Raw genomic sequence first — 21,674 nt, 5'->3', positions numbered from 1 at the left:
TCAGCCCTCCAACCTGACACGCGGATCGATCACGCCATAGAGAATGTCGATCACGAGATTCAAAAGCACGTACATCACCGCCATGGTGAGGACAAAACCCTGCACCGGCGCGAAGTCCGACGAGATCAGCGCTTCCACCGCGTAGGAACCGATGCCGGGCCAGGCGAACACTTTCTCCACCAGCACGTTGGCGCCGAGCAGGAACGAGAACACCATGCTGAGCGTGGTGATGACAGGCAGCATCGCATTGCGAAACGCATAGGTGACGATGACGGTCGTCGGCGACAGGCCGCTGGCGCGCGCGGTGCGGACGAATTCGCTGGCGAGCACCGCGAGCATCGAGGCGCGCGTCATGCGCGCGATCGGCGCCAGCGAGAAGATCGCGAGCGTCGTCGCGGGCAGGATGAGCTGGCTCAACGCCGAGCGGAACGCTTCGAAGTCGCGCGCGATCAGCGTGTCGATCAGATAGAAGCCGGTGACCGTCGGCGGCGCGCTGTAGAACACATCGAGACGCCCGAGCGGCGCGGGCGACCAGCCAAGCCTGAAATAGAAGAAATAGACCAGCACCAGGCCGGTGAAGAACACCGGCAGCGAGACGCCGGCCGTCGTTGTTATTCGACAGAGATGATCGATCCATGATCCCGGCCGTGTCGCAGCCAGCACGCCGAGCGGAATGGCGATGACGATGGAGACGATCAGCCCGAGCAGTGTCAGCTCGGCGGACGCCGGCAGGCGGTTGCGGATCTCGGCTGCGACCGGCTGGCCCGTGGTGAGCGAGTTGCCGAAATCGCCATGCGCGAGATCGTTGGTGTAGCGGAAGAACTGCTCGATCAGCGGCTTGTCGAGACCGAGTTTCTTGCGGATCTGCTCGACCGCTTCCTTGGTGGCGGCGGGGCCGGCAAAATACGCGGCGGGATCGCCCGGCAGCGCGCGCGTCAGCAGGAAGGTGACGATGACGACGCCGATCAGCGAGGGAATCGCGAACATCAGGCGCTTGCCGATCATGGTCAGCATGGCTGGCGCTCCGCGCCGGTGAATAGCGAATGGCGAATGGCGAATGGACTTTCGCAACTGTCGAACATGATCCCTGCTCCCTATTCGCTATTCGCCACTCCCCACTCGCCTCCCTCACCCCTTCGCCAGCGCGCGGTAGTCCAGGCGGCGGTGGAACCAGTATTGGTAGCCCGAGATATTCTTCTGCATCGCGACGTTGACGAAGGGCTGATACAGCGGGATGCGCGGGATGTCGGTGTAGGCGAGATCGACGAAGCCTTTCACGTCAGTGTCGTAGGTCGCCATGTCGCCGGTCGCGGCTGCGGTGCGCGCGCCGTCGATGAGCTTGTCCATCTCCGCCGACTTGTAGCTCATGGTGTTGAAGACGGAATTGTTGCCGTGATAGCACCAGTAGAAGAAGTATTCGGGGTAATCGAGCCAGCCCGAGAACACGTTGGTGAAGAGCGGCATCTCCTTCTTGTTCAACTCGGTGCGCCAGTTGGCGCCGGGCACCTTGTTGATGGTGGTCTTGATGCCGATCTGGGCGAGGCTCTCCTGCACCAGCACGCACAGCGGCTCGTTGACGCCGGCGAAGTTGAGATCGAACGAGATCATGGTCTCGAAGCCGCCGGCGACACCCGCTTCCGCCATCAGCGCTTTCGCCTTCTCGATGTCGGTGTTGTATTTGTGCGGCTGCGGCCAGGCGACTTCGGTCGGCTTGTCCGAGGGCGCGCCGAACATCGGGTTCGCCAGCCCGAACATCACGGCGTCCATGATCTTCTGATAGGGCAGCGCGTAGGCGACCGCCTGACGGACTTTTGGATTATCGAACGGCGGCTTGGTGACGTTCATGCCGATATACTGGATGCCGTTGGAGAACGGCAGCGACACCACGTTGAGCTTGCCGCTGGCCTTCATCTCCTGGAAATCCTTGTTCGGGAGTTCGTAGGAGATGTCGGCGTCGCCGCGCTCCAGCAGTGCGCGGCGGTTGCCGGCCTGCGGCACCATGCGCCAGATCACGCGCTTGATCTTCGGCAGCGGACCGCAGACCCAATCCTCGTTGCGCTCCATGATCACTTCGGTGCCCGCCGTCCACTTCGTCACCTTGTAGGCGCCGGAGCCCGCGGTCTGCTGTTTCGTGAATTCGAGACCCCAGGGATCCTTCTCGCTGGCGTTCTTCTTCACGAGCTCGGAGTTGACGATGCAGGGCACGATGACGGCGAGATCGGGGACCGTCAGCCTGTCCTTCTTCAGGAAGTCGACGCGCACCGTGTGGTCGTCGATCACGACGAACTGCTCCGGTTTTGTGAGAGAGCCCGCGCTCATCTGGAAGGTCGGGAAGCCGCCGACGCTGACCGCACGATCGAGCGACCACTTCACGTCCTTGGCGGTGACCGGCGTGCCGTCGTGGAATTTGGCGTTCTTGCGCAGCTTGAAAGTGACCGACATGTCGTCGATCTTGAACTCCTCGGCGAGCTCGGGCTTGAACTTGTCGCGGTCGTAATAGGGCACGCCGCCGGGACCGGTCTTCATCTCGTGGCTGATCAGCCGGTCGTAGCAATTCCAGGACACTTCATAGCCGGGCACGTTGGTGCCGACGCCGTGGATGTCGAGATTGTTGGGACCGCCTTCCGAAACGATCAGCAGCGTCTCCGAGCGCGCGTCGGCATAGGCCGAGGACACCACCGACGGCACGGCCGGAAGCGCCGCGCCAGCGGCCAATCCGGAAACGGATTTGAGGAAATCGCGGCGCTTCATGAGAATGCTCCAACTCAAAAGTTTTTGGTTGGAACTGGATTCGCAAGGTTCGTGCCAAGGCTTAATGAGGTTTTACGATCCACCTAATTAATTGATTTGATGACATAAACAGAGATCCAAGGCTCCGCGCATCAACGCCCATGGCCTGCTCATTGCATACAAAGATGCTCGCATGCACATTTAATAGACTGAATTTTATCTCGGCCTATTTGGTGGGCGCCACTATTTCTTCGGTGTCGTCCTGGCGAAAACCAGGACCCATTACCCCAGGGAGTGGTTTTGCGAAGACCCGCGGTTACCAGCTTCGCGCGGCAACTCCGCCCTGGGGTAATGGGTCCTGGATCAGCGCTCCGCTTCGCTGCGCTTGTCCAAGACGACGGCGGAGATTGAGGCGCGAGCAATCACTCCGCCCAGATCAACTCCTGCAGCGCGACCAGATCGTCCGCCTTGTCCTGCCAGCCCTCGATGCAGATGTGGCTGTTGAGGTCACTGGCCTGATGCAGCAGCATCAGCGCCATCAGGCGCCGCTTCAGCGCGTAGTCGAGCTTATCATAGCCAAAGCCTCCGAGCAGGCTGCGCACCCTCCCCGGCCGGCCCGCCGACATGAAGGCGCTCGGGCCGAGCAGATCGTAATCGCGCCAGCCCGCCCGGACGTCGCCAAAGTCGAACAGGCCGGCGAGCGACCAGTCGCCGTCGTGGCAGGCGAGCAAAAAGTTCTCCGGAATGTATTCGCCGATCAGGATCACCGGCGGCTCGTCCATCGGAATCAGCGTTGCGGCGTCGCGCAGGAGATCGTCGAGGCCAGCGAGGAATTTCGGCGCGAGGCCGAGACGCGTGTGCCGCGCACGGCAGCCCTGCATCTGCGCGCGGATGAACGCGTCCCAGCGCGGCTCGATCTGCGCGAGCGGGCCGAGCGGCGCGCGCTGCACGGCGGCAATGGTCTCGCCGATCTGGCGCAGCACGCGCTCCTTCTGCGCCTCCGCGAGTTGCGGCCAGACCTCCGAGCCGAGCGTGCCGGCGAGGCGCGTGATGATCAGATAAGGCCAGCCGTCGCGCTCGCCCTCCGCGACGATTTTGGGGATCGGCAGATGCAGCCGGCCCGCAAGCTGCATCAGCGAGCTGCGTTCCGAGACGAATTGCGCGCGCAGCAGCGGCGGGAAGATTTTCAGGATCAGCGTCTCGCCGAGCCCGACCACGAGATTGGTGCCGGTTGAGAACACATGCGGCGCGCTGGTGTCGATGCCGTGGCCGCGCGCGATGTCGCGCGCGATCGGCAGCCATTGCGCGGAAGCGGAGCGCCAGGCGCGAAAAGTTTTTGCGTCGGCGAAGTGAGGTAATTGTTGCGATGGAGCGATGGTCATTCGCACGCGCTCGTACAAGGCGGCTTTGGTTGATTCGCTGCAAGCCGAGAAGGCGGTGCACCTCTCCCGCTTGCGGGAGAGGTCGCGCCAAAGGCGCGGGTGAGGGTTCTTTCCTCTTGGGGAGTGTCCCGTTGCGGAGACACCCTCTCCCCAGCCCTCCCCCGCAAGCGGGGGAGGGAGCGCAGCTTGCTCGCGGCTGCAGCTAGACCTATTCGCAGCATTCTACCTGTCCGGGCTGGCGCGCTCGAACTGGCGCAAGAGCTTGTTGCCGCGTTCGACTGCGGCATCGAGGGCGGCTTGCGCGCTCTTCTGGCCCGCAAAAGCCTGCTCCAGTTCTTCCTCGATCGTGCCGCGGATCAGGTTGAAGGAGCCGAGCCGGATGCCTTTCGAATTCTCGGTCGGCGGATGCAGCGTGATCTGCTCGAACGAGATCGCCGAGCCCGGAGTGCGCTCGTAAAACCCTTGCGCGCGCGTCAGCTCGAAGGCGGCGCGGGTGACTGGCAGATAGCCGGTGTTCTGGTGCCAGGCGGCCTGCACGCCGGGCTGCGACAGATAGGCGAAGAATCGCGCCACGCCCTTGTATTCCTCGCGCGGACGGTCGCGCAGCACCCACAGCGTGGCGCCGCCGATGATGGAATTCTGCGGCGCGCCCTTCACGTCGGGCCAGTACGGCATCATGCCGTAGCCGATCTCGAATTTCGAATTGGCCTTGATGTCGGCACGCGTCGCCGAGGAGCCGATGAAGATGCCGCATTCGCCGTTCTGGAAACGCGGTTCGGCCGACTGGCCGCGACCGCTATAGTCGAACAGCTTTGTCTTCTGCCATTCGGCGAGCTGGGCGATGTGCTTGACCACGACCGGATTATTGATGGTCAATTCCGCATCGAGGCCGGCAAAGCCATTCGCGCGCGTGGCCAGCGGCAGATTGTGAAACGCCGAAAGATTCTCGACATGGATCCAGGACGGCCAGGACGTGGTGAAGCCGCAGACGGCGCCGCGGTCACGCAGCCGTTTTGCAACAAGCCCTAGCTCCGGCCACGTCTTCGGCGGCGCCTCCGGATCGAGGCCGGCGTCGCGGAACATGGTCTTGTTGTAATAGAGGATCGGCGTCGACGAGTTGAACGGGAACGACAGCAGATTGCCGCTCGCATCGGTGTAATAGCCGGAGACCGCCGGAAGATAGTCGTTGAGCGAGAACGGCTCGCCCATGTCGCGCATCATGCTGTAGACCGGATAGATCGCGCCCCTGGCCGCGGTCATGGTGGCGGTGGCGACCTCGTTGACCTGGACGATCGCAGGCTGGCTGCGCGAGCGGAAGGCGAAGATCGCGGCCGTCACCGTCTCGGTGTAATTGCCCTTGTAGGTCGGCACGACGCGGTAATCGGACTGCGAGGCGTTGAAATCGGAGGCGAGCTTTTCGAGCTGCTTGCCGAGCTCGCCCGACATGGCGTGCCACCAGGCGATGTCGGTGGCGGCGCGCGCCTCGCAGCTCAAGGCGAGAGCCAAGGTGGCGGCGGCGACCTGCAAAAGGCGCAATGCTGAACTCACGATGGCTCTTCCCGGATCAAGCGGCAAAAGGCGACCGCACCCTGCTTAAGGCGCGACACAAGCGGTTTCAACCGGGAATAAAGACGGGCCGCGCCGCACAATCGGCCGGCCGGCCCCGGCGGGATGGCCTTCCTTTAACCATCTGCCAGAGCCATTCCGATCGGAACGGCTCCGGATTCTTAATTTGACGCGTTTTCTTGACGCGAACCGGTATCCACTTCGCTTGAAAACGCTTTAGATTGCATTGAACCTTTTGGTCCCGCCATAGACTCCATCTCTGAGGGGTTGAGTGTGCCAGTGCTGAACCGTGCCGAACTCTCACGGACCGGGGTGATCTTCGTCGCGCTTCTGCTCGCCATCTGCGCGACGAGCGCTGCTGCGCGTGAATTTCGCGCCGCCGACACCCAGACCGAGGACTACCCGACCGTCCAGGCGCTGCGCTACATGGGCGCGCTGATCGCCGAGCGCACCGGCGGCCGGCACGAGATCAAGGTGTTTCACTCCCGCCAACTCGGCGAGGAGAAGGAGACGATCGAGCAGACCCGCGCCGGCGCGATCGACCTCAACCGGACCAATGTGGCCCCGATCGGCAATTTCGTCCCGGCGATGAACGTGCTCGCCATGCCGTTCCTGTTCCGGTCCATCGAGCACATGCAGAAGGTGCTGGACGGGCCGATCGGCAACGAGATTTTGGGCAGCTTCGAGCCCTACGGCTTCGTCGGGCTCGCCTTCTACGATTCCGGGGCGCGCTCGATCTACAATGCGGTCCGCCCGGTGAGGAGCATCGCCGATCTCAAGGGATTGCGGATCCGGGTGCAGCAATCGGCGTTGATGAGCGAGATGATCCGCTCGCTCGGCGCCGAGCCGGTGGAATTGCCCTATGGGCAGGTGCTCACGGGGCTCGCGACCCGTCTGATCGACGGTGCCGAAAACAACTGGCCATCCTTCGTGACCACCGACCATTACAAACATGCCGGCTACTACTCCCTGACCGAGCACACCATGAGCCCGGAGGTGCTGGTGATCTCGCTCAAGGCTTGGAAGAGCCTGTCGGCCGAGGACCAGCAGATTTTCCGTGAGGCTGCGCTGCGCTCCAGCCAGTTCATGCGCGAGAAGTGGCGCGACCTCGAGGAGCAGTCGCAGCGCAAGGCGGAAGCCGCCGGCATCACCGTGATCAAGGACATAGACCGCAAGCCGTTCGAGGACGCGATGGCGCCGATCTACGCCAAGGCCGCGAAGGACCCCGCCGCGGCCGCGCTGATCGAACGCATTCGCAAGGTGGAGTGAGCCGGGTTGGCTGCACTTGGACACAGCGAGCACGTAGACAAGCCGCCCGGCCCGATCGGCCGGCTGCGCGCGCGCCTCGTCGGCCTGCTGCGGGCGGTGCCGATCCGCTGGCGCATCCTCTCCATCGCGGCGCTGAACTCCGCCGTGGTGATCGTGCTGGTGGCGATGATCTGGAACGGCGCGCAGGTGCTGGGCTCGGCCTGGGACGACGTCCGCCAGGTGCGCGAATCCGACCGCATCCTGGCGCTGCTCGAAAGCGAGACCGGACGCTTGCAGAACCTGATCCACCGCTACATCAACCAGCCGAGCCCGGACCTGTTCGCCGAGATCCTGCTGCTGCGCGAGGCCGTGCTGGGTACCCTGACCGACCGCGCCGCCAAGGACCCGATGCTGTCGGGCTCGGTCGAGGAGCTGGAGCGCACCACCGACCGCTTCCTCAACGGCTTCGGCGAGCTGCGCAGCGTGCAGGCGACCATCGCCAGGACCTATGAGGAGCAGGTGCAGGGCCCGGCCAAGGACATGGCGGGCCTCTACTCCATCATCGAGGGCGCCACCGGCCATCGCGACGCGCTGATCTGGCCCTCGCTCGGCAAGTCGCGCGAGGCTTTCACCGCGATGCTGGTCGCGGCCAACTCCTACTATCTGTCACTGTCGCCGGGTGCTGCCGACGATGCGCGCCGCAACACCGAGACGATCGAGAAGACCATTCCGGTGATGATCGATCTCGCCGACAACGATCTGCAGCGCATGGCGCTGCAAAAGCTCGCCGCCCGCACCATGGCGCTGCGCGAGGGCTTTGCAAAGCTGTCCGAGCAGCTCACCAACCGCACCGAATTGCTGCGCAACACCATCGACGCCAGCCAGGCCGAGGCGATCGGCGCCATCGACGATCTCTCGACCAAGATGCGCCAGCGCGAGCAGAAGGCGCAGGAGACGTTCGACCGCACGCTGGCGGATATTTCGCGCCGGGTGCTGTCGATCGCGGTGATCTTCCTCGGCATCATCCTCACCGCCGGCGTCTTGATTGCGCTGTCGATCCGGCTGCCGCTGCAGCAGATCATGGCGGCGATGCGCGCGATCACGCTCGGCGATCTCGGCCGCGAGGTGCAGGGCACCAAGGCCCGCGACGAAGTCGGCGCCATGGCGCGCGCGGTGGAGGTGTTCCGCGAGAACGCGATCGCCAAGCGCGAGACCGAGGACGAGTTGCGGGCCTCGAAGGAAAAGGCCGAGAGCGCGCTGCTCGAGCTCAACACTGCGCAGCAAAACCTGATCGACGCCGAACGGCTCGCGGCGCTCGGCGGCCTCGTCGCCGGCGTCGCGCACGAGGTCAACAACCCGATCGGCATCAGCCTGACAGTCGCTTCCAGTTTTGCCCGGCGCACCGATATCTTCGAGGCCCAGCTCAAGGGCGACGGGGGCCTGCGCCGCTCACAGCTGGAAGAGTTCGTGCAGTCCTCGCGCGACGCCTCGCAGCAGCTGGTCGCCAACCTCACCCGCGCCGGCGAGCTGATCCAGTCGTTCAAGCAGGTCGCGGTCGACCGCTCCCATGCCGAGCGGCGGCAGTTCTCATTGAGCGAAGCAACCGACCAGATCATCGCGAGCCTGCGTCCGGTGCTGAAGCGCTCGCCGATCACGCTCCAGGTCGACGTGCCCGAGGGGTTCTTGCTCGACGGCTATCCCGGCTCCTACGGCCAGATCCTGACCAATCTGTTCCTCAACGCCGCCAATCACGCCTTCGCCGACGGGCGCGCCGGCACCATCACCATCTCGGCACGGCCGCGCGGCACCGACGATATCGAGATCATCTTCGCCGATGACGGCGCCGGCATGACCCCCGACGTACAGCGCCAAGCCTTTGACCCATTCTTTACCACCCGGCGCAATGAAGGTGGCACGGGACTCGGGCTTCATATCGTCTATAACCTCGTCACCCAGCAGCTGGGCGGGCGGATGATGCTGGAATCCAAGCTGGGACAAGGCACTACTTTTCGGATTATCATGCCGCGGATCGCCAAGGGCGGCGCGCAAAGCACAGAAAGTGACGGGACTTCGCAATGGCCGAACAGGACGATGTCCTCCACCTGATCGACGACACCGGTACCGCGTCGGAGGATATGGACGCCCGGAAATGGAAGATCGCCGTCATCGACGACGATGCGGCCGTGCATGACGGCACGCGTTTTGCGCTGTCCGATTACACCCTGAACGGCCAGGGGCTGGAGATTTTGTCCGCCCATTCCGCGGCCGAAGGTCGCAAGCTGATGGCCGCGCACAACGACATCGCCGCGGTGCTGCTCGACGTCATCATGGAGACCGACGTCGCAGGTCTCGAGCTCGTCGAATTCATCCGCAACGAGCTCAAGAACGAGACCGTGCGTATCATCCTGCGCACGGGCCAGCCGGGCCAGGCGCCGGAGCGGCGCGTGATTGTGCAGTACGACATCAACGACTACAAGGCCAAGACCGAGCTCACCGCCGACAAGCTGTTCACCTCGCTGACCGCGGCGCTGCGCTCCTACCAGCAGCTCGAGCGCATGGTGCAGACAAGGCGCGGGCTCGAGATCATCATCGATGCCGCCTCGACGCTGTACGACTTCAAGTCGATGCAGCGGCTCGCCGAGGGCGTGCTGACCCAGCTCGCCTCGCTGCTCAATGTCGACTGCGCCGGCATACTGGTTCTGCGCGACAATGGCGGCGTCGATCCCGAGCTCTCGGTGCTCGCCGGCAGCGGCTGCTACAGCCGCTTCATCGGCACGACCTCGTCGAAGGCGCTCGACCCCGATCTGCGCGAGATGGTCGAAGCCGCCTTCCAGCGCCGCAAGAACGAATTCGCCGACCATCGCAGCGTGATCTATCTGCGTACCGGCTCCGGCCGCGAGGTCGTGGTGCTGCTGCAGTCCGAGCGTGATCTGTCGGAGACCGACCGCTCGCTGGTCGAGATCTTCTCCAGCCGACTGTCGATCGCGTTCGACAACGTCATCCTCTATCAGCAGCTCCAGGACGCCAACACGCAGCTCGAAGACCGCGTCGCGCAGCGCACCCGCGCGCTGATGCAGGCCAACCGGCGGCTCTCGGCGCAATGGCTGCGGCTGCAGCGCGCCAACGGCTTCAAGAACGAGATCCTGGGCACCGTCGCGCACGATCTGAAGAACCCGCTCGGCGTCATCCTCGGCCGCACCGAGATGCTGAAGGAGTTGATCTCGACCGGCGCGTCGTCGAGCGGCGTGGTCGCCCAGGTCGACCACATCCGCGACGCCACCAAGCGCCTGACCACGATGGTCGACCATCTGATCTCGGATGCGATGGCGGATGCCTTCGACATCACCATCCGCCGCGAGCCGGTCGATGTCGCAGCCCTGGTGAAGGAGGTCGCGGACGCCAACCAGCCGCTCGCGGTCAACAAGCAGCAGGCGATCCACGTCACCGCGCCGGTCAACATCGTCACCATGTGCGACACCGACCGTATCCGCGAGGCGATCGACAATCTCATCAGCAACGCCATCAAATACTCGCCGATATCAGGCAAGATCACCGTCGCGGTCACCCATGAGGCCAACGACACCGTCATCCGCGTCAGCGACGAGGGCGCCGGGCTGTCGCCGGAGGATCTCGGCCGCCTGTTCGGCCGGTTCCAGCGGCTATCCGCAAAGCCGACAGCAGGCGAGAGCTCGACGGGGCTTGGGTTGTCCATCGTCAAGCGTATTATCGACATGCATGGCGGCGAGGTAACCGCCGACAGCGAGGGCCCGGGCAAGGGCTCCACCTTCACCATCACCCTGCCCGCGACCGAAGTACCGTGATTTGAGTACTGAGATCTGAGTGACATGACACAAAGCCAGCACATCATGATCGTGGACGACGAGGCCCCGGCCCGGGAGATGGTCGGCGATTACCTCAAGATGCACGGCTTCACCGTGACGCTGTGCGACGGCGGCAAGTCGCTCCGCGCCGCGATCGACGGCAGCATGCCCGACCTCGTCGTGCTCGACCTCAACATGCCCGAGGAAGACGGCCTCTCGATCATCCGCGACCTCAAGAGCCGCATCAACGTGCCCGTCATCATGCTCACGGCAACTGCGAGCCCGATCGACCGCGTCGTCGGCCTCGAGCTCGGCGCCGACGATTACGTCGCAAAGCCCTGCGAGCTGCGCGAGCTGATGGCGCGAATCCGCTCGGTGCTGCGGCGGAGCGCGCCGGTGAAAGCCGCTGGCGCTGAAGCGGCGCCCGCGAAATCGGACAAGGATCAATTGGTGCGCTTCGGCACCAAATGGCTCGATCTCGAAGCGCAGGCGCTACGCGACGACGAAGGCAACGAGCATCCGTTGACCGCGTCCGAATTCGGACTGCTCAAGGTGTTCGCGGCCAACCCGAAGCGCGTGTTGTCGCGCGAGCGCCTGCTGGAGTTGGCCAATGCGCGCGACGCCGAAGCCTTCGACCGCGCCGTCGATCTCCGCATCATGCGCATCCGCCGCAAGATCGAGCCCGACCCGACCAAGCCCGCCGTGATCCGCACCATCCGCGGCGGCGGCTATCTGTTCTCGCCCGCGGGCGAGAAGGCGTAAGGGCTAGCCACGGGCGAGGTGCCGTAGGGTGGGCAAAGCGAAACGTGCCCACCATTCTCACAGCATTTTGCAGAAAGATCGTGAGCACGGCGCGAAGCGCGCCTTTGCCCACCCTACGGCAGCGGTGGGTGTGGCGCGCCGCGAACGCAAGCCCCGGAAATTCGTTCCGCCTAGTCCAAATCGCCGATACCGTATTTCCCACACATTGAAATTCCACGATTTTTTGGTCCGAATGTTTCGTCGCGCCTCCTCCGACGAAACAATTTGGCGACGCACGAAACCATTTTCCCCTTTTCGAGCAGACGTCCCGAAACGTTGGCTCATTAACACTTTGGTCCAAGGAAACGCCGCTCGGTTGCGGCGCACCGGGGAGCTAAGTCAATGCCGAACGTCATCGCCATCAACGCCCAAGCCAGCCAGAGCATCATCGCCGCTCAGGCGACCTCGGACGACATGCTCCTCGAGAGCATTGCCGACGGCAACCGGACGTCCATGCACATCCTTTATTGCCGTCACAACGTGCGGGTTTACCGCTTCATCCTGCGCATCGTCCGTGACGCGACCACGGCGGAAGACCTGGTCAGCCAGGTGTTCCTGGACGTGTGGCGGACCGCCGGCCAGTTCCAGGGCCGCTCGCAGGTCTCGACCTGGCTGCTCTCGATCGCCCGCTTCAAGGCGCTGACCGCGATGCGCCAGCGCCGGTTCGAGGACATCGACCAGGAAGATGTGCGCCAGATCCCGGACAGTTGCGACACGCCCGAGACCTCGCTCGACCGCAGCGACACCAGCGCCATCCTGCGCGCCTGCGTGCAGAAACTGTCACCCGCGCATCGCGAGATCATCACCCTCGTCTACTACCATGAGAAGTCGGTGGAGGAGGTCGGGCAGATCATCGGCATCCCCCAGAGCACGGTGAAGACCCGGATGTTCTACGCCCGCAAGCAGCTCGCCGATCTGCTTAAGAATTGCGGCGTCGACCGCTTCGCCGCTTAAGACCAGGGATTTCAATGGGATAGGACCGGCTTTCCGGCCCCATCCCGGGACACGAAAGCGTTACCGCCGACGAAACAAATGAAACAAACCACAACATCAGGCGGAAAAACGTCGCCCCTATAAAGATCACATACGGTTTCGTTAAACCTCCCAAGACCTCCAACGACCCGGACGGGATGCCCCCCTCCGGGTCGTTTTGTATTTGGGGGCCAGGGTGTCGCCACTCGCCCCCGCCTCTCCCGCTTGCGGGAGAGGCCGACGCACCCCGGGCGATGCGAAGCATCGTCCCGCGTGCGGCGGGTGAGGGTTCTTTCCTCTGGGGGAATGTCCCATTGCGGAGACACCCCCACCCCGGCCCTCCCCCGCAAGCGGGAGAGGGGGCGCACCGTCCGTCCAGCGGCCGCCACGTCACGAGCGCGTGACACCACGTAACGATCCCCGCCTCCATCCCGAACTGCCCTCGTGACATCAATCACGAGTGCCCCATGCTCGAACTCCTCTTCGCCATCCTCGCCGGCATCCTCACCATCGCGGCCCCCTGCACGCTGCCGATGTTGCCGATCCTGCTCGGCGCCTCGATCGGGCGCACGTCGCAGCTGCGCCCCGCGATGATCGCGCTCGGCTTCGTCGTGTCCTTCTCAGCGGTGGCGCTGCTGCTCGGCGCGCTGACGCAGGTGTTCGATTTCGATCCGAATGTGCTGCGCGAGGCGGCGTCGATCCTTCTGATCGGCTTCGGTCTGTTGATGCTGTGGCCGGCGCCGTTCGAATGGCTGTCGATCCGGCTCAATGGCTGGCTCAATTTCGGCGCAGCAAGCGGCACGCAGCGCGAAAGCGCGCTCGGCGGCCTCGCGCTCGGGACAACGCTGGGCCTGGTCTGGACGCCCTGCGCCGGCCCCGTGCTCGGCTCGATCCTGACGCTGGTCGCAACCTCGAAGAATTTGGCGTGGGCGGGCACGCTGCTCGTTGCCTACGCGATCGGTGCGGCGATCCCGATGCTGGCGATCGCCTATGGCGGACAGGCCGCGACCACGCGCGTGCGCAGTCTCGCACGGATCTCGCCGCGGCTGCAGCAGGGCTTTGGCGTGATCGTGATCGCCTTCGCGCTCGCCGCCTACTTCCAATACGACACGCTGATCGTGGCGTGGCTCACCGGCTTCTACCCCACCGGCCAGATCGGCCTGTGATCGCTTCACCTCTCAACGGAGAACATGTCCATGACTCTCAAACTGCTCGCCGTCTCCGCCGCCCTGATCGGCTTCGCCGTGACCGGCGCCGTCATCCCCGGCTTCTGCGACGAGGCCACGCCCGCTGCGCCGGTCAAGGTCGCTGCCGCAAGTCGAACGACGACCGCGCCCGACTTCGCCGGCATTAGCAACTGGTTCAACTCGAAGCCGCTCAACATCGCCGACCTCCGCGGCAAGGTCGTGCTGGTCGACTTCTGGACCTATGGCTGCGTCAACTGCGTCAACACACTGCCGCACGTCACCGATCTCTATGCCAAGTACAAGGATAAAGGCCTCGTCGTGGTCGGCGTGCACACGCCGGAATTCCCGTTCGAGCGCTCGGCGTCCAACGTGCAGGCCGCACTGAAGCGCCACGGCATCACCTATCCCGTTGCGCAGGACAATGATTCCCAAACCTGGAACGCCTACCGCAACCAATATTGGCCGGCGCAATACATCATCGACCAGAGCGGCAAAATCGTGTTCCAGCACGAAGGCGAAGGCCGCTATGACGAGATCGACCGCACCGTGGCCAGGCTGCTGAACGCCAGCAGCTGATGCCGCCTGCGGCGGCCCTTTGCGTTGTTGCTTGACTCCACGGCCCCCTCCGTGGAGGTTCGCGCGCCGACGCAAATCAGCCGCCCGCGATGGACGACGCGACCACCAGCAACGACATCCGCCTTCGCGAGGGCTCCTCGATCGCGCAGCGGCTGGTCGTGGCCGGCTCTGCGGCGGCCGTTGCGCTGTGTTTCACGCCCGGCCTGTTCACGCACGACATCATCGAAGTGATCATCTCCGTGGTCGCGCTGCTGGCGGGCGCGGCCTTCGTCGGCGTCATCATACTGGCGCCGGCCGTGGTGTGGATCATCACGCCGGATGAGATCCTGATTGGACGGCAACGTCCGTTCGGGAAGCTGCAGACCAGGATCGTCACGAAAGACGACATCACAGGACTCCAGGTTCCCGGCAGCAAGACCGCAAAAGCCCGCTTCCAGCTGGCCTTCACGCTTGCTTCGGGCGAGCGCCTGATCTCCCCGCCTCTCTCCGACGTCACGCATGTGCGCGACACCGTGGCCCGGATCGCCGCGCAATTCGACGTTCCCGACGTCGAAGCCCCCATCAATCCGCTCGATGCCAGCAATCCCGAGATGCGTCTTGGCGAACCCGTCGAGCCGTTTTCGCAGAGAGACATCCGGATCGCGGCCTTGATCGTCGTCGCGCTGAGCGTCGCGCCTTACGCCTACAGGCTCTGGCGCGGTTTGCCGCCCAATTGGATCGACATCATGCTGCTGCCGCTTGGCGTGGTCGCCGCGCTCGCGGTCTACCGATTTGCCAATCTCGTGACCGGCGCCTTCTGGATCATCCGCGAGGGCGATATCCGCGTCGAGCGCCTCTGGGGCAATGGCCAGCCGCGCGCGGACCATATCGAAGGGCAAGACGTGAAAGCGATCACGGTCGAACGCCGCGGCCGGTCGGAGGACGAGCACTGCATCGTGGCGATCCGGTTGCAGTCGGGGCGGAGGTTTCGCAGCCCCCGAATCGGCTCGCGCAACGAGGCCCGCGCCGTGGGCGCCGAGATCGTCCGGCGGCTTGGGATTGGGGCGGAGGCGAGTCAGATATGACGTGTTGGCGAAGTTGACCTCACCGCGAGTTCAGTCTGAGCCTCTCCCGCTTGCGGGAGAGGCCGGCGCGTAGCGCCGGGTGAGGGCTCTCTCCACATCGGGAGTGGTCCCATTGCGGAAGCACCCTCTCCCCGACCCTCCCCCGCAAGCGGGGGAGGGAGCGCACCACCTTCGCGGCAGTAATCTGGGCTTTTCGCGCCATCCCCCGTTCATGGCATTGCCGGGAGCCGTCAAAAAACCAAAGCATTCTCGTGACATACCAGACGGGGGCGCCTTGAACTTGCCACGAAGCTGCCCCTGAGTTCAGATGGTTCCTGACGATTTGCGCTGGGGCAGCTGGGAGAGCTTGAAATGACGGATTTTCGTCGCCTGACCGGGGCGTTTGTGGCTGCGATCGGCCTGATCCTGTCCGCACCGCAGGCCTTTGCCCAGCAGCCGGACCGCGGCGACGAGCCCGGCCTGATTGCCGACGACAGCTACGAGCTCGATCCGGAATGGCAGAAGCAGGTCGTGTACTACCGCACGACCGAAGCGCCGGGCACCATCATCATCTCGACCACCGAGCGCCACCTCTATCTGGTGCAGCCCGGCGGGCGCGCGATCCGCTACGGCATCGGCGTCGGCCGCGACGGCTTTCAGTGGCAGGGGCTGGTGAACATCACCAACAAGAAGGAGTGGCCGGATTGGACGCCGCCGTCGGAAATGATCCAGCGCCAGCCCTATCTGCCGCGCTTCATGGCCGGCGGCCCCGGCAATCCGCTCGGCGCCCGCGCCATGTATCTGGGCACCACGGTCTACCGCATCCACGGCACCAACCGTCCCGATACAATCGGCACCAAGGTGTCCTCGGGCTGCTTCCGTCTCGTCAACAATGATGTCGCCGACCTCTACGATCGCGTTCCGGTCGGGACCAAAGTGGTCATCCGGCAGAAGCCTGAACTCTAAATATCCCGCCTCTTCCAGAATTCCTTTTCCCGATTTTTCGAGAGAGCAACATGATGCGCACATTTCGAGGCGGCCTGCTGATCGGGCTCGCGGTCGCCGTGCTGGTCGCCGCCTTGGCCATCACCTACGAATTCTACGACACCCGCACCTTGAAGCGCACGGTGCGCCGCGGCGAAGTGCTGTGCGGCGTCAACAAGGGCCTGCCGGGCTTCTCGATCCCCGACGACAAGGGCAACTGGACCGGTTTCGACGTCGATTTCTGCCGCGCGGTGGCGGCTGCGATCTTCGACGATCCGAGCAAGGCGCGCTTCGTGCCGCTCGACGCCAGCGAGCGCTTCAAGGAATTGCAGAGCCGCAAGGTCGACATCCTCTCGCGCAACTCGACCTGGAGCATGTCGCGTGAGCTCGACTACGATCTCTACTTCCCGGCCGTCGCCTATTACGACGGCGAAGGTTTCATGGTGCCGCGCTCCCGCAACAAGGAGACGTCGCTGGACCTCGCCGACAGCAAGGTCTGCGTGCAATCAGGCACCACCACGCTGCTCAACCTCGCCGACTACTTCAAAGCCAACAACATGAAGTATGAGCTGGTGAAGTTCGACAAGCTGGAAGACGTGGTGAAGGCCTACGACACCGGCAAGTGCGACACGCTCACGGCCGACGTCTCGCAGCTCTATGCGCTGCGGCTGAACATGTCCAAGCCCGGCGATCACATGATCCTGCCCGACATGATCTCCAAGGAGCCGCTCGCCCCCGTCGTGCGCCAGCGCGACGACGACTGGATGATGATCGTGAAGTGGACGCTCTACGCCATGATCAACGCCGAAGAGCTCGGCGTCACCTCGGAGAACATCGACGACGCCCTAAAGTCGAAGAAGCCGGAAGTGATGCGGCTGGTCGGCACCGAGGGCAATTACGGCGAGCAGCTCGGCCTGACCAAGGACTGGGCCGTGCGCATCATCCGCCGCGTCGGCAATTACGGCGAGATGTACGAGCGCAATATCGGCGATAAGTCGCAGCTGAAGATCCCGCGCGGCATGAACCAGCTGTGGAACGCCGGTGGCGTGCAGTATGCACCGCCGATGAGGTAAGGATAACTCTCTCCGCCGTCATTGCGAGCGAAGCGAAGCAATCCAGAGTCTTTCCGTAGACGCAGTCTGGATTGCTTCGTCGCAAGGGCTCCTCGCAATGACGAGGTTGGGGTAGGCGCTGTCCACGCTCTCAACTGTCATCGCCCGGCTTGACCGGGCGATCCAGTATTCCAGAGACGATTGTGATTAATCGAGAGGCCGCGGCGTACTGGGTCGCCCGGTCAAGCCGGGCGACGACACCACCTGAGAGGCGCACCCTTCGCGTCCCGCCTCAATACCCCCGCGCCTTCGCCAGCTGCTCGGTGTGGTAGTTCGCATCCCCGAACAGCTCCTCGCACACGCGTGCGCGCTTCATGAAGAAGCCGATGTCGAACTGGTCGGTCATGCCCATGCCGCCATGCATCTGCACGCCTTCCTGCACGGCGCGGGTGGCGGTGGCGCCGGCGCGGGCCTTTGCCACGGCGACGGCTGAGGCGGCCTTGGCAACGTCGGCATCCAGCACCTGCAGCGCCTTCATGGTGGCAGCGCGGGTGATCTCGATGTCGACATAGAGCTCGGCGGCGCGGTGCTGCAGCGCCTGGAATTCGCCGATCAGCTTGCCGAACTGCTTTCGGTTCTTGAGGTACTCGACGGTACGGTTGAAGACTTCCTCGCTCAGGCCCACCATTTCGGCGGCGGTCGCGCCACGGCCGATATCGAGCACGCCATCGAGCAAAGCCGCACCCTGGTCGACCTCGCCGAGCACGCTGTCGGCATTGACCTCGACATTGGCGAGCTCGATGCGCGCCGCGTTGTGCGCGTCGACCATGATTGTGCGCTCGATCGCAACGCCCTTGGCTCTGGGGTTGACCAGGAACAGCGTCAGGCCGTCGCGCTCGCCGGCCGAGCCTGCGGTGCGCGCGGCGACGATGAAGAGATCGGCGACGTGGCCGTCCACGACCAGCGCCTTGGCGCCCGAGAGCCTGAAGCCGTTGCCGGCGCGCACAGCCTGCAGGATGGTCTGCAGCGGGCGATGCTTTGCGCCCTCGTCGATCGCAAGCGTCGCGAGCAGCGAGCCGTTGGATATTTTTGGCAGATACTCGGACTTCTGCGCGGCATTGCCGCCACTGTTCAGCGCCGAGGCCGCGACCACGCTGGTGGCGAGGAACGGCGACGGCATCAAGGTGCGGCCGATCTCTTCCATCACGATTCCGGCTTCCATGAAACCGAGACCGCTGCCGCCGAACTCTTCCGGCACCAGCAGGCCGGCAAAGCCCATCTCGGCGAAGGAATGCCACAGCTCCTTGGAGAAGCCGGTGGGGTCTTTGCTATCGCGCAAGCCGCGCAGGTGCGACACCGGCGCCTTGTCGCTGATCAGCCCGCGCGCGCTGTCGCGGAGCATTGATTGTTCTTCGGTGAGGACGAGGGGCATGTGCGTGTTTCCGATCAACGTTCTATTTGTAACTGGTCATTCCGGGATGGCCCGAAGGGCCAGGCCCGGAATCCATCGGGCAGCATGTATGCGGTGAGATGGATTCCGGGCTCGCGCTTTGCGCGCCCCGGAATGACATTGTGAGAGCGTGGCTCAAGCCCCCGGCAGATCCAGGATGCGCTTGGCGACGATGCCGAGCATGACCTCGGTGGTGCCGCCCTCGATCGAGTTGGCCTTGGTGCGCAACCAGGCGCGCGGGCGGGCGCCTTGCCGCGAACGCTCGCTCTCCCATTCCAGCGCATCGACGCCACCGGCTGACATCAGGATCTCGTAGCGGCGCTTGTTGAGCTCGGTGCCGTAATATTTCATCGCCGACGAGAACGCCGGATGCGCTTGTCCTGCCTTGGCGAGATCGACTGCGCGCTCGGCGCAGGCCGCAAGCGCGGCTTCGTCGACGTCGAAGCTCGCGATCCGGCCACGCAGCATGGAATCATCGAGCTTGCCTTGCGCATCGGCACCGACCGAGTCGGCCGCGATCTGGCCGAGCGGACGGCCGACGCCGCGCTCGCCCATGCCCGAGATCATCGCACGCTCGTGCTGGAGCAGATATTTTGCGACGTCCCAGCCACGATTGACGGTGCCAACCACGTGCGACTTCGGCACGCGGACGCCGTCGAAGAAGGTCTCGCAGAACGGCGAATAACCGGAGATCAGCAGGATCGGCTTGGTCGTCACGCCCTTCGACGTCATGTCGAACAGGATGAAGCTGATGCCGTCGTGCTTCTTCGCGGCCGAGTCGGTGCGCACCAGGCAAAAGATCCAGTCGGCGTAGTTGGCGTAGGACGTCCAGATCTTCGATCCCGTGATGACGAAATCATCGCCATCGCTTTCGGCGCGGGTTTGGAGCGAGGCAAGATCGGAGCCGGCGTTCGGCTCGGAATAGCCCTGGCACCAGCGGATCAGGCCCGCCGCGATCTTCGGCAGATGCTCCTTCTTCTGCGCGTCGTTGCCGTACTTCAAGAGCGCCGGTCCGAGCATCCAGATGCCGAAGCTCGACAGCGGCGGGCGCGCGCCGATTCTTCCCATCTCGGACCGCAGCACCTTGTGCTCGGCGGCGCCGAGGCCACCGCCGCCGTATTCTTTCGGCCAGTCCGGCACGGTCCAGCCCTTGTCACGCATGCGCTCGAACCAGATGCGCTGCGGCTCGGACGAGAATTTTGCATTGCGTCCGCCCCAGAACACATCGGTGTCTGACGTCGCGGGCTTCCGCATTTCCGGCGGACAGTTGGCCTCGAGCCAGGCGCGCGTTTCGCTGCGGAATGTTTCGAGATCGGCGTTCTCAGATTCGCTGGTTTTGGAATCAGTCATTGGTCGTTTCCATCAATCACAATCGACTTGTTGGGCGCGACTCTGGGCCATCGCAGTGCGGAATTCAACCACTTCCGCAGCCCGTCATCCGCTATAGTCGCCACCGCGACGGTGCCTGAAAACAAAGAGGAAACGAGAATGCGCCTGAAACTTCTTTCGCCTGGCGAAATGAACGAGAGCCAGCGGCAGACCTATGACGAATCGATTGCCGGCAAACGCGGCAAGCCGCCGGCGCCGATGATGGCCTGGCTCAACAGCCCCGACATGGCCCGTCACGCCACGCGGCTCGGCGAGGTCCTGCGCTACGACACGATCTTCCCGGCAAAACTGTCGGAGATCGCGATCCTGGTGACGGCGCGGCACTGGACCGCGCATTACGAATGGTATGCGCATAAGCGCCTCGCGCTCGCGGGCGGCATGGATCCGAAAGTCATCGACGCCATCCGCGATCGCCGCACGCCGGAGTTCGACGATCCCAAGGGCAAGATGATCTACGACGTCGCGAAGTCGCTGCATGAGGGCCACGGCGTGGAGAAGGGTCTCTATGATGAGGCGGTGAAGCTGCTGAGCGAGCGCGGCGTCGTCGAGGTGATTGGCCTCTGCGGCTATTACACGATGGTGTCGATGACGCTGAACACGTTTGAGTTCGAGCTGCCCGAGGGGGAAGTGCCGGAGCTGTCGTAAATTCGTATCCGGAAACGCTGGGTTTCGGGATCAGCCAGTAGCGCTGTCCCGAGGCCCGGCCTATCTGGAGTGCACCAACGGAGCAACGCCATGTCGCAGAATCCAGCCGTCGCCGCCGGCACCCGGATCGGCCACGTCCATCTCAAGGTCGCCGATCTCGATCGCGCGCTCGGCTTCTATTGCGGCGTGCTCGGCTTCGAGCTGATGCAGCGGATGGGCTCGGGCGCGGCCTTCATCTCGGCCGGCGGCTATCATCACCACATCGGGCTCAACACCTGGGAGAGCAAGGGCGGCTCGCCGCCGCCGCCAGGCACGACCGGGCTGTTTCACACCGCAATCCTCTATCCGACGCGGCCGGCGCTGGCGGACGCCTTGCACCGGGTGCTCTCGGCTGGCATTGCGCTGGACGGCGCAAGCGATCACGGCGTGTCCGAGGCGCTGTATCTGCGTGATCCCGATGAAAACGGCGTGGAGCTGTATTGGGACAAGCCGCGGGAGCAATGGCCGTTCGGGCCGGATGGGAAGCTTGCGATGTTTACCAAGCGGCTGGATATGGAGGGGTTGCTGAAGCAGCGGGAGGGGTAAACTCCGCCCTCTCCTCGTCATTGCGAGGAGCGAAGCGACGAAGCAATCCAGAGTGTCTCCGCGGAAAGATTCTGGATTGCTCACATGGGGAAGTGTCGTGTCAACAGGGTTTGTCAGCTCTTTGTTCGATTGCAGGCCAGCTCTTCGTCCCGACCGTGAGACTATGGAGATGGCGCGCGGAGCTCAGGTCAAGGTCGGCCCGTAGGGCCGCCGCGAAGCGGCTTGACCTTGAGGTGAGCGAGC

The 21,674-nt window shown here is 64.1% G+C and carries 18 protein-coding genes; 12 read left to right on the top strand and 6 right to left on the bottom strand.

Annotation, left to right across the window (positions count from 1 at the left end; all coding sequences use genetic code 11):
* From V1280_RS32105 to ugpB, 4 genes are all read right to left on the bottom strand, one after another.
* Complete coding sequence (locus V1280_RS32105) at window positions 1-1,014, bottom strand: ABC transporter permease (RefSeq protein WP_334533905.1); 1,014 nt, start codon at window positions 1,012-1,014, stop codon at window positions 1-3.
* A 114-nt stretch (window positions 1,015-1,128) separates the two neighbouring features.
* Window positions 1,129-2,751, bottom strand: a complete 1,623-nt coding sequence (locus V1280_RS32100; RefSeq protein WP_334533902.1) for an ABC transporter substrate-binding protein — start codon at window positions 2,749-2,751, stop codon at window positions 1,129-1,131.
* A 401-nt stretch (window positions 2,752-3,152) separates the two neighbouring features.
* The gene (locus V1280_RS32095) at window positions 3,153-4,112 is read right to left on the bottom strand and encodes an aminoglycoside phosphotransferase family protein (RefSeq protein ID WP_334533899.1); all 960 of its coding nucleotides are present in this window, start codon (window positions 4,110-4,112) and stop codon (window positions 3,153-3,155) included.
* A 222-nt stretch (window positions 4,113-4,334) separates the two neighbouring features.
* Window positions 4,335-5,660, bottom strand: a complete 1,326-nt coding sequence (gene ugpB, locus V1280_RS32090; RefSeq protein WP_334533896.1) for a sn-glycerol-3-phosphate ABC transporter substrate-binding protein UgpB — start codon at window positions 5,658-5,660, stop codon at window positions 4,335-4,337.
* 291 nt (window positions 5,661-5,951) lie between these two features.
* Between ugpB and V1280_RS32085 the strand changes: the two genes are divergently transcribed.
* From V1280_RS32085 to V1280_RS32040, 10 genes are all read left to right on the top strand, one after another.
* Window positions 5,952-6,947, top strand: a complete 996-nt coding sequence (locus tag V1280_RS32085) for a TRAP transporter substrate-binding protein (protein WP_334533893.1) — start codon at window positions 5,952-5,954, stop codon at window positions 6,945-6,947.
* 6 nt (window positions 6,948-6,953) lie between these two features.
* Window positions 6,954-9,032 carry a sensor histidine kinase gene (locus V1280_RS32080; RefSeq protein ID WP_334533890.1) on the top strand — a complete coding sequence of 693 codons (2,079 nt, stop codon included), beginning with the start codon at window positions 6,954-6,956 and terminating at the stop codon, window positions 9,030-9,032.
* Complete coding sequence (locus V1280_RS32075; protein ID WP_334533887.1) at window positions 9,002-10,747, top strand: ATP-binding response regulator; 1,746 nt, start codon at window positions 9,002-9,004, stop codon at window positions 10,745-10,747. The genes V1280_RS32080 and V1280_RS32075 overlap by 31 nt, the downstream gene beginning before the upstream one ends.
* A gap of 24 nt (window positions 10,748-10,771) precedes the next feature.
* The gene (locus V1280_RS32070) at window positions 10,772-11,509 is read left to right on the top strand and encodes a response regulator (RefSeq protein ID WP_334533884.1); all 738 of its coding nucleotides are present in this window, start codon (window positions 10,772-10,774) and stop codon (window positions 11,507-11,509) included.
* 381 nt (window positions 11,510-11,890) lie between these two features.
* Window positions 11,891-12,502, top strand: coding sequence for a sigma-70 family RNA polymerase sigma factor (locus V1280_RS32065; protein WP_148777415.1), 612 nt, complete (start codon window positions 11,891-11,893; stop codon window positions 12,500-12,502).
* 485 nt (window positions 12,503-12,987) lie between these two features.
* Complete coding sequence (locus V1280_RS32060) at window positions 12,988-13,686, top strand: cytochrome c biogenesis CcdA family protein (RefSeq protein WP_334533879.1); 699 nt, start codon at window positions 12,988-12,990, stop codon at window positions 13,684-13,686.
* A gap of 30 nt (window positions 13,687-13,716) precedes the next feature.
* On the top strand, window positions 13,717-14,283 hold the full coding sequence (locus tag V1280_RS32055; RefSeq protein WP_334533876.1) for a thioredoxin family protein: 567 nt from the start codon (window positions 13,717-13,719) through the stop codon (window positions 14,281-14,283).
* Window positions 14,284-14,372: 89 nt separating this feature from the next.
* The gene (locus tag V1280_RS32050; RefSeq protein ID WP_334533873.1) at window positions 14,373-15,347 is read left to right on the top strand and encodes a hypothetical protein; all 975 of its coding nucleotides are present in this window, start codon (window positions 14,373-14,375) and stop codon (window positions 15,345-15,347) included.
* A gap of 351 nt (window positions 15,348-15,698) precedes the next feature.
* Window positions 15,699-16,292: a L,D-transpeptidase gene (locus tag V1280_RS32045; protein WP_334533870.1), complete on the top strand. Its 594-nt coding sequence runs from the start codon at window positions 15,699-15,701 to the stop codon at window positions 16,290-16,292.
* 53 nt (window positions 16,293-16,345) lie between these two features.
* Window positions 16,346-17,383: an amino acid ABC transporter substrate-binding protein gene (locus V1280_RS32040; protein WP_334538471.1), complete on the top strand. Its 1,038-nt coding sequence runs from the start codon at window positions 16,346-16,348 to the stop codon at window positions 17,381-17,383.
* A gap of 271 nt (window positions 17,384-17,654) precedes the next feature.
* Here the strand turns inward: V1280_RS32040 and V1280_RS32035 are convergent, their stop codons facing one another.
* Window positions 17,655-18,794 carry an acyl-CoA dehydrogenase family protein gene (locus V1280_RS32035; protein WP_334533867.1) on the bottom strand — a complete coding sequence of 380 codons (1,140 nt, stop codon included), beginning with the start codon at window positions 18,792-18,794 and terminating at the stop codon, window positions 17,655-17,657.
* Between the two features lie 153 nt (window positions 18,795-18,947).
* Window positions 18,948-20,162, bottom strand: a complete 1,215-nt coding sequence (locus V1280_RS32030) for an acyl-CoA dehydrogenase family protein (RefSeq protein ID WP_334533864.1) — start codon at window positions 20,160-20,162, stop codon at window positions 18,948-18,950.
* 138 nt (window positions 20,163-20,300) lie between these two features.
* Between V1280_RS32030 and V1280_RS32025 the strand changes: the two genes are divergently transcribed.
* Window positions 20,301-20,846: a carboxymuconolactone decarboxylase family protein gene (locus V1280_RS32025; protein ID WP_334533861.1), complete on the top strand. Its 546-nt coding sequence runs from the start codon at window positions 20,301-20,303 to the stop codon at window positions 20,844-20,846.
* 90 nt (window positions 20,847-20,936) lie between these two features.
* Complete coding sequence (locus V1280_RS32020; RefSeq protein WP_334533858.1) at window positions 20,937-21,431, top strand: VOC family protein; 495 nt, start codon at window positions 20,937-20,939, stop codon at window positions 21,429-21,431.
* Window positions 21,432-21,674 lie beyond the last annotated feature (243 nt).

Source organism: Bradyrhizobium sp. AZCC 2230 (assembly GCF_036924495.1).
Taxonomy (GTDB): domain Bacteria; phylum Pseudomonadota; class Alphaproteobacteria; order Rhizobiales; family Xanthobacteraceae; genus Bradyrhizobium; species Bradyrhizobium rifense.
The sequence above is the reverse complement of the archived record's forward strand: the minus strand, read 5'-3'. Positions and strand labels throughout refer to the sequence as shown.

Bases quoted from the DNA above. Each gene is read 5' to 3' on its own strand.
- V1280_RS32050 (WP_334533873.1), top strand. From the start codon at position 14,373: ATGGACGACGCGACCACCAGCAACGACATCCGCCTTCGCGAGGGCTCC.
- V1280_RS32075 (WP_334533887.1), top strand. From the start codon at position 9,002: ATGGCCGAACAGGACGATGTCCTCCACCTGATCGACGACACCGGTACC.
- V1280_RS32060 (WP_334533879.1), top strand. From the start codon at position 12,988: ATGCTCGAACTCCTCTTCGCCATCCTCGCCGGCATCCTCACCATCGCG.
- V1280_RS32105 (WP_334533905.1), bottom strand. From the start codon at position 1,014: ATGCTGACCATGATCGGCAAGCGCCTGATGTTCGCGATTCCCTCGCTG.
- V1280_RS32035 (WP_334533867.1), bottom strand. From the start codon at position 18,794: ATGCCCCTCGTCCTCACCGAAGAACAATCAATGCTCCGCGACAGCGCG.
- V1280_RS32045 (WP_334533870.1), top strand. From the start codon at position 15,699: ATGACGGATTTTCGTCGCCTGACCGGGGCGTTTGTGGCTGCGATCGGC.
- V1280_RS32095 (WP_334533899.1), bottom strand. From the start codon at position 4,112: ATGACCATCGCTCCATCGCAACAATTACCTCACTTCGCCGACGCAAAA.
- V1280_RS32020 (WP_334533858.1), top strand. From the start codon at position 20,937: ATGTCGCAGAATCCAGCCGTCGCCGCCGGCACCCGGATCGGCCACGTC.
- V1280_RS32025 (WP_334533861.1), top strand. From the start codon at position 20,301: ATGCGCCTGAAACTTCTTTCGCCTGGCGAAATGAACGAGAGCCAGCGG.
- V1280_RS32055 (WP_334533876.1), top strand. From the start codon at position 13,717: ATGACTCTCAAACTGCTCGCCGTCTCCGCCGCCCTGATCGGCTTCGCC.
- V1280_RS32030 (WP_334533864.1), bottom strand. From the start codon at position 20,162: ATGACTGATTCCAAAACCAGCGAATCTGAGAACGCCGATCTCGAAACA.
- V1280_RS32100 (WP_334533902.1), bottom strand. From the start codon at position 2,751: ATGAAGCGCCGCGATTTCCTCAAATCCGTTTCCGGATTGGCCGCTGGC.
- V1280_RS32040 (WP_334538471.1), top strand. From the start codon at position 16,346: ATGCGCACATTTCGAGGCGGCCTGCTGATCGGGCTCGCGGTCGCCGTG.
- V1280_RS32070 (WP_334533884.1), top strand. From the start codon at position 10,772: ATGACACAAAGCCAGCACATCATGATCGTGGACGACGAGGCCCCGGCC.
- V1280_RS32065 (WP_148777415.1), top strand. From the start codon at position 11,891: ATGCCGAACGTCATCGCCATCAACGCCCAAGCCAGCCAGAGCATCATC.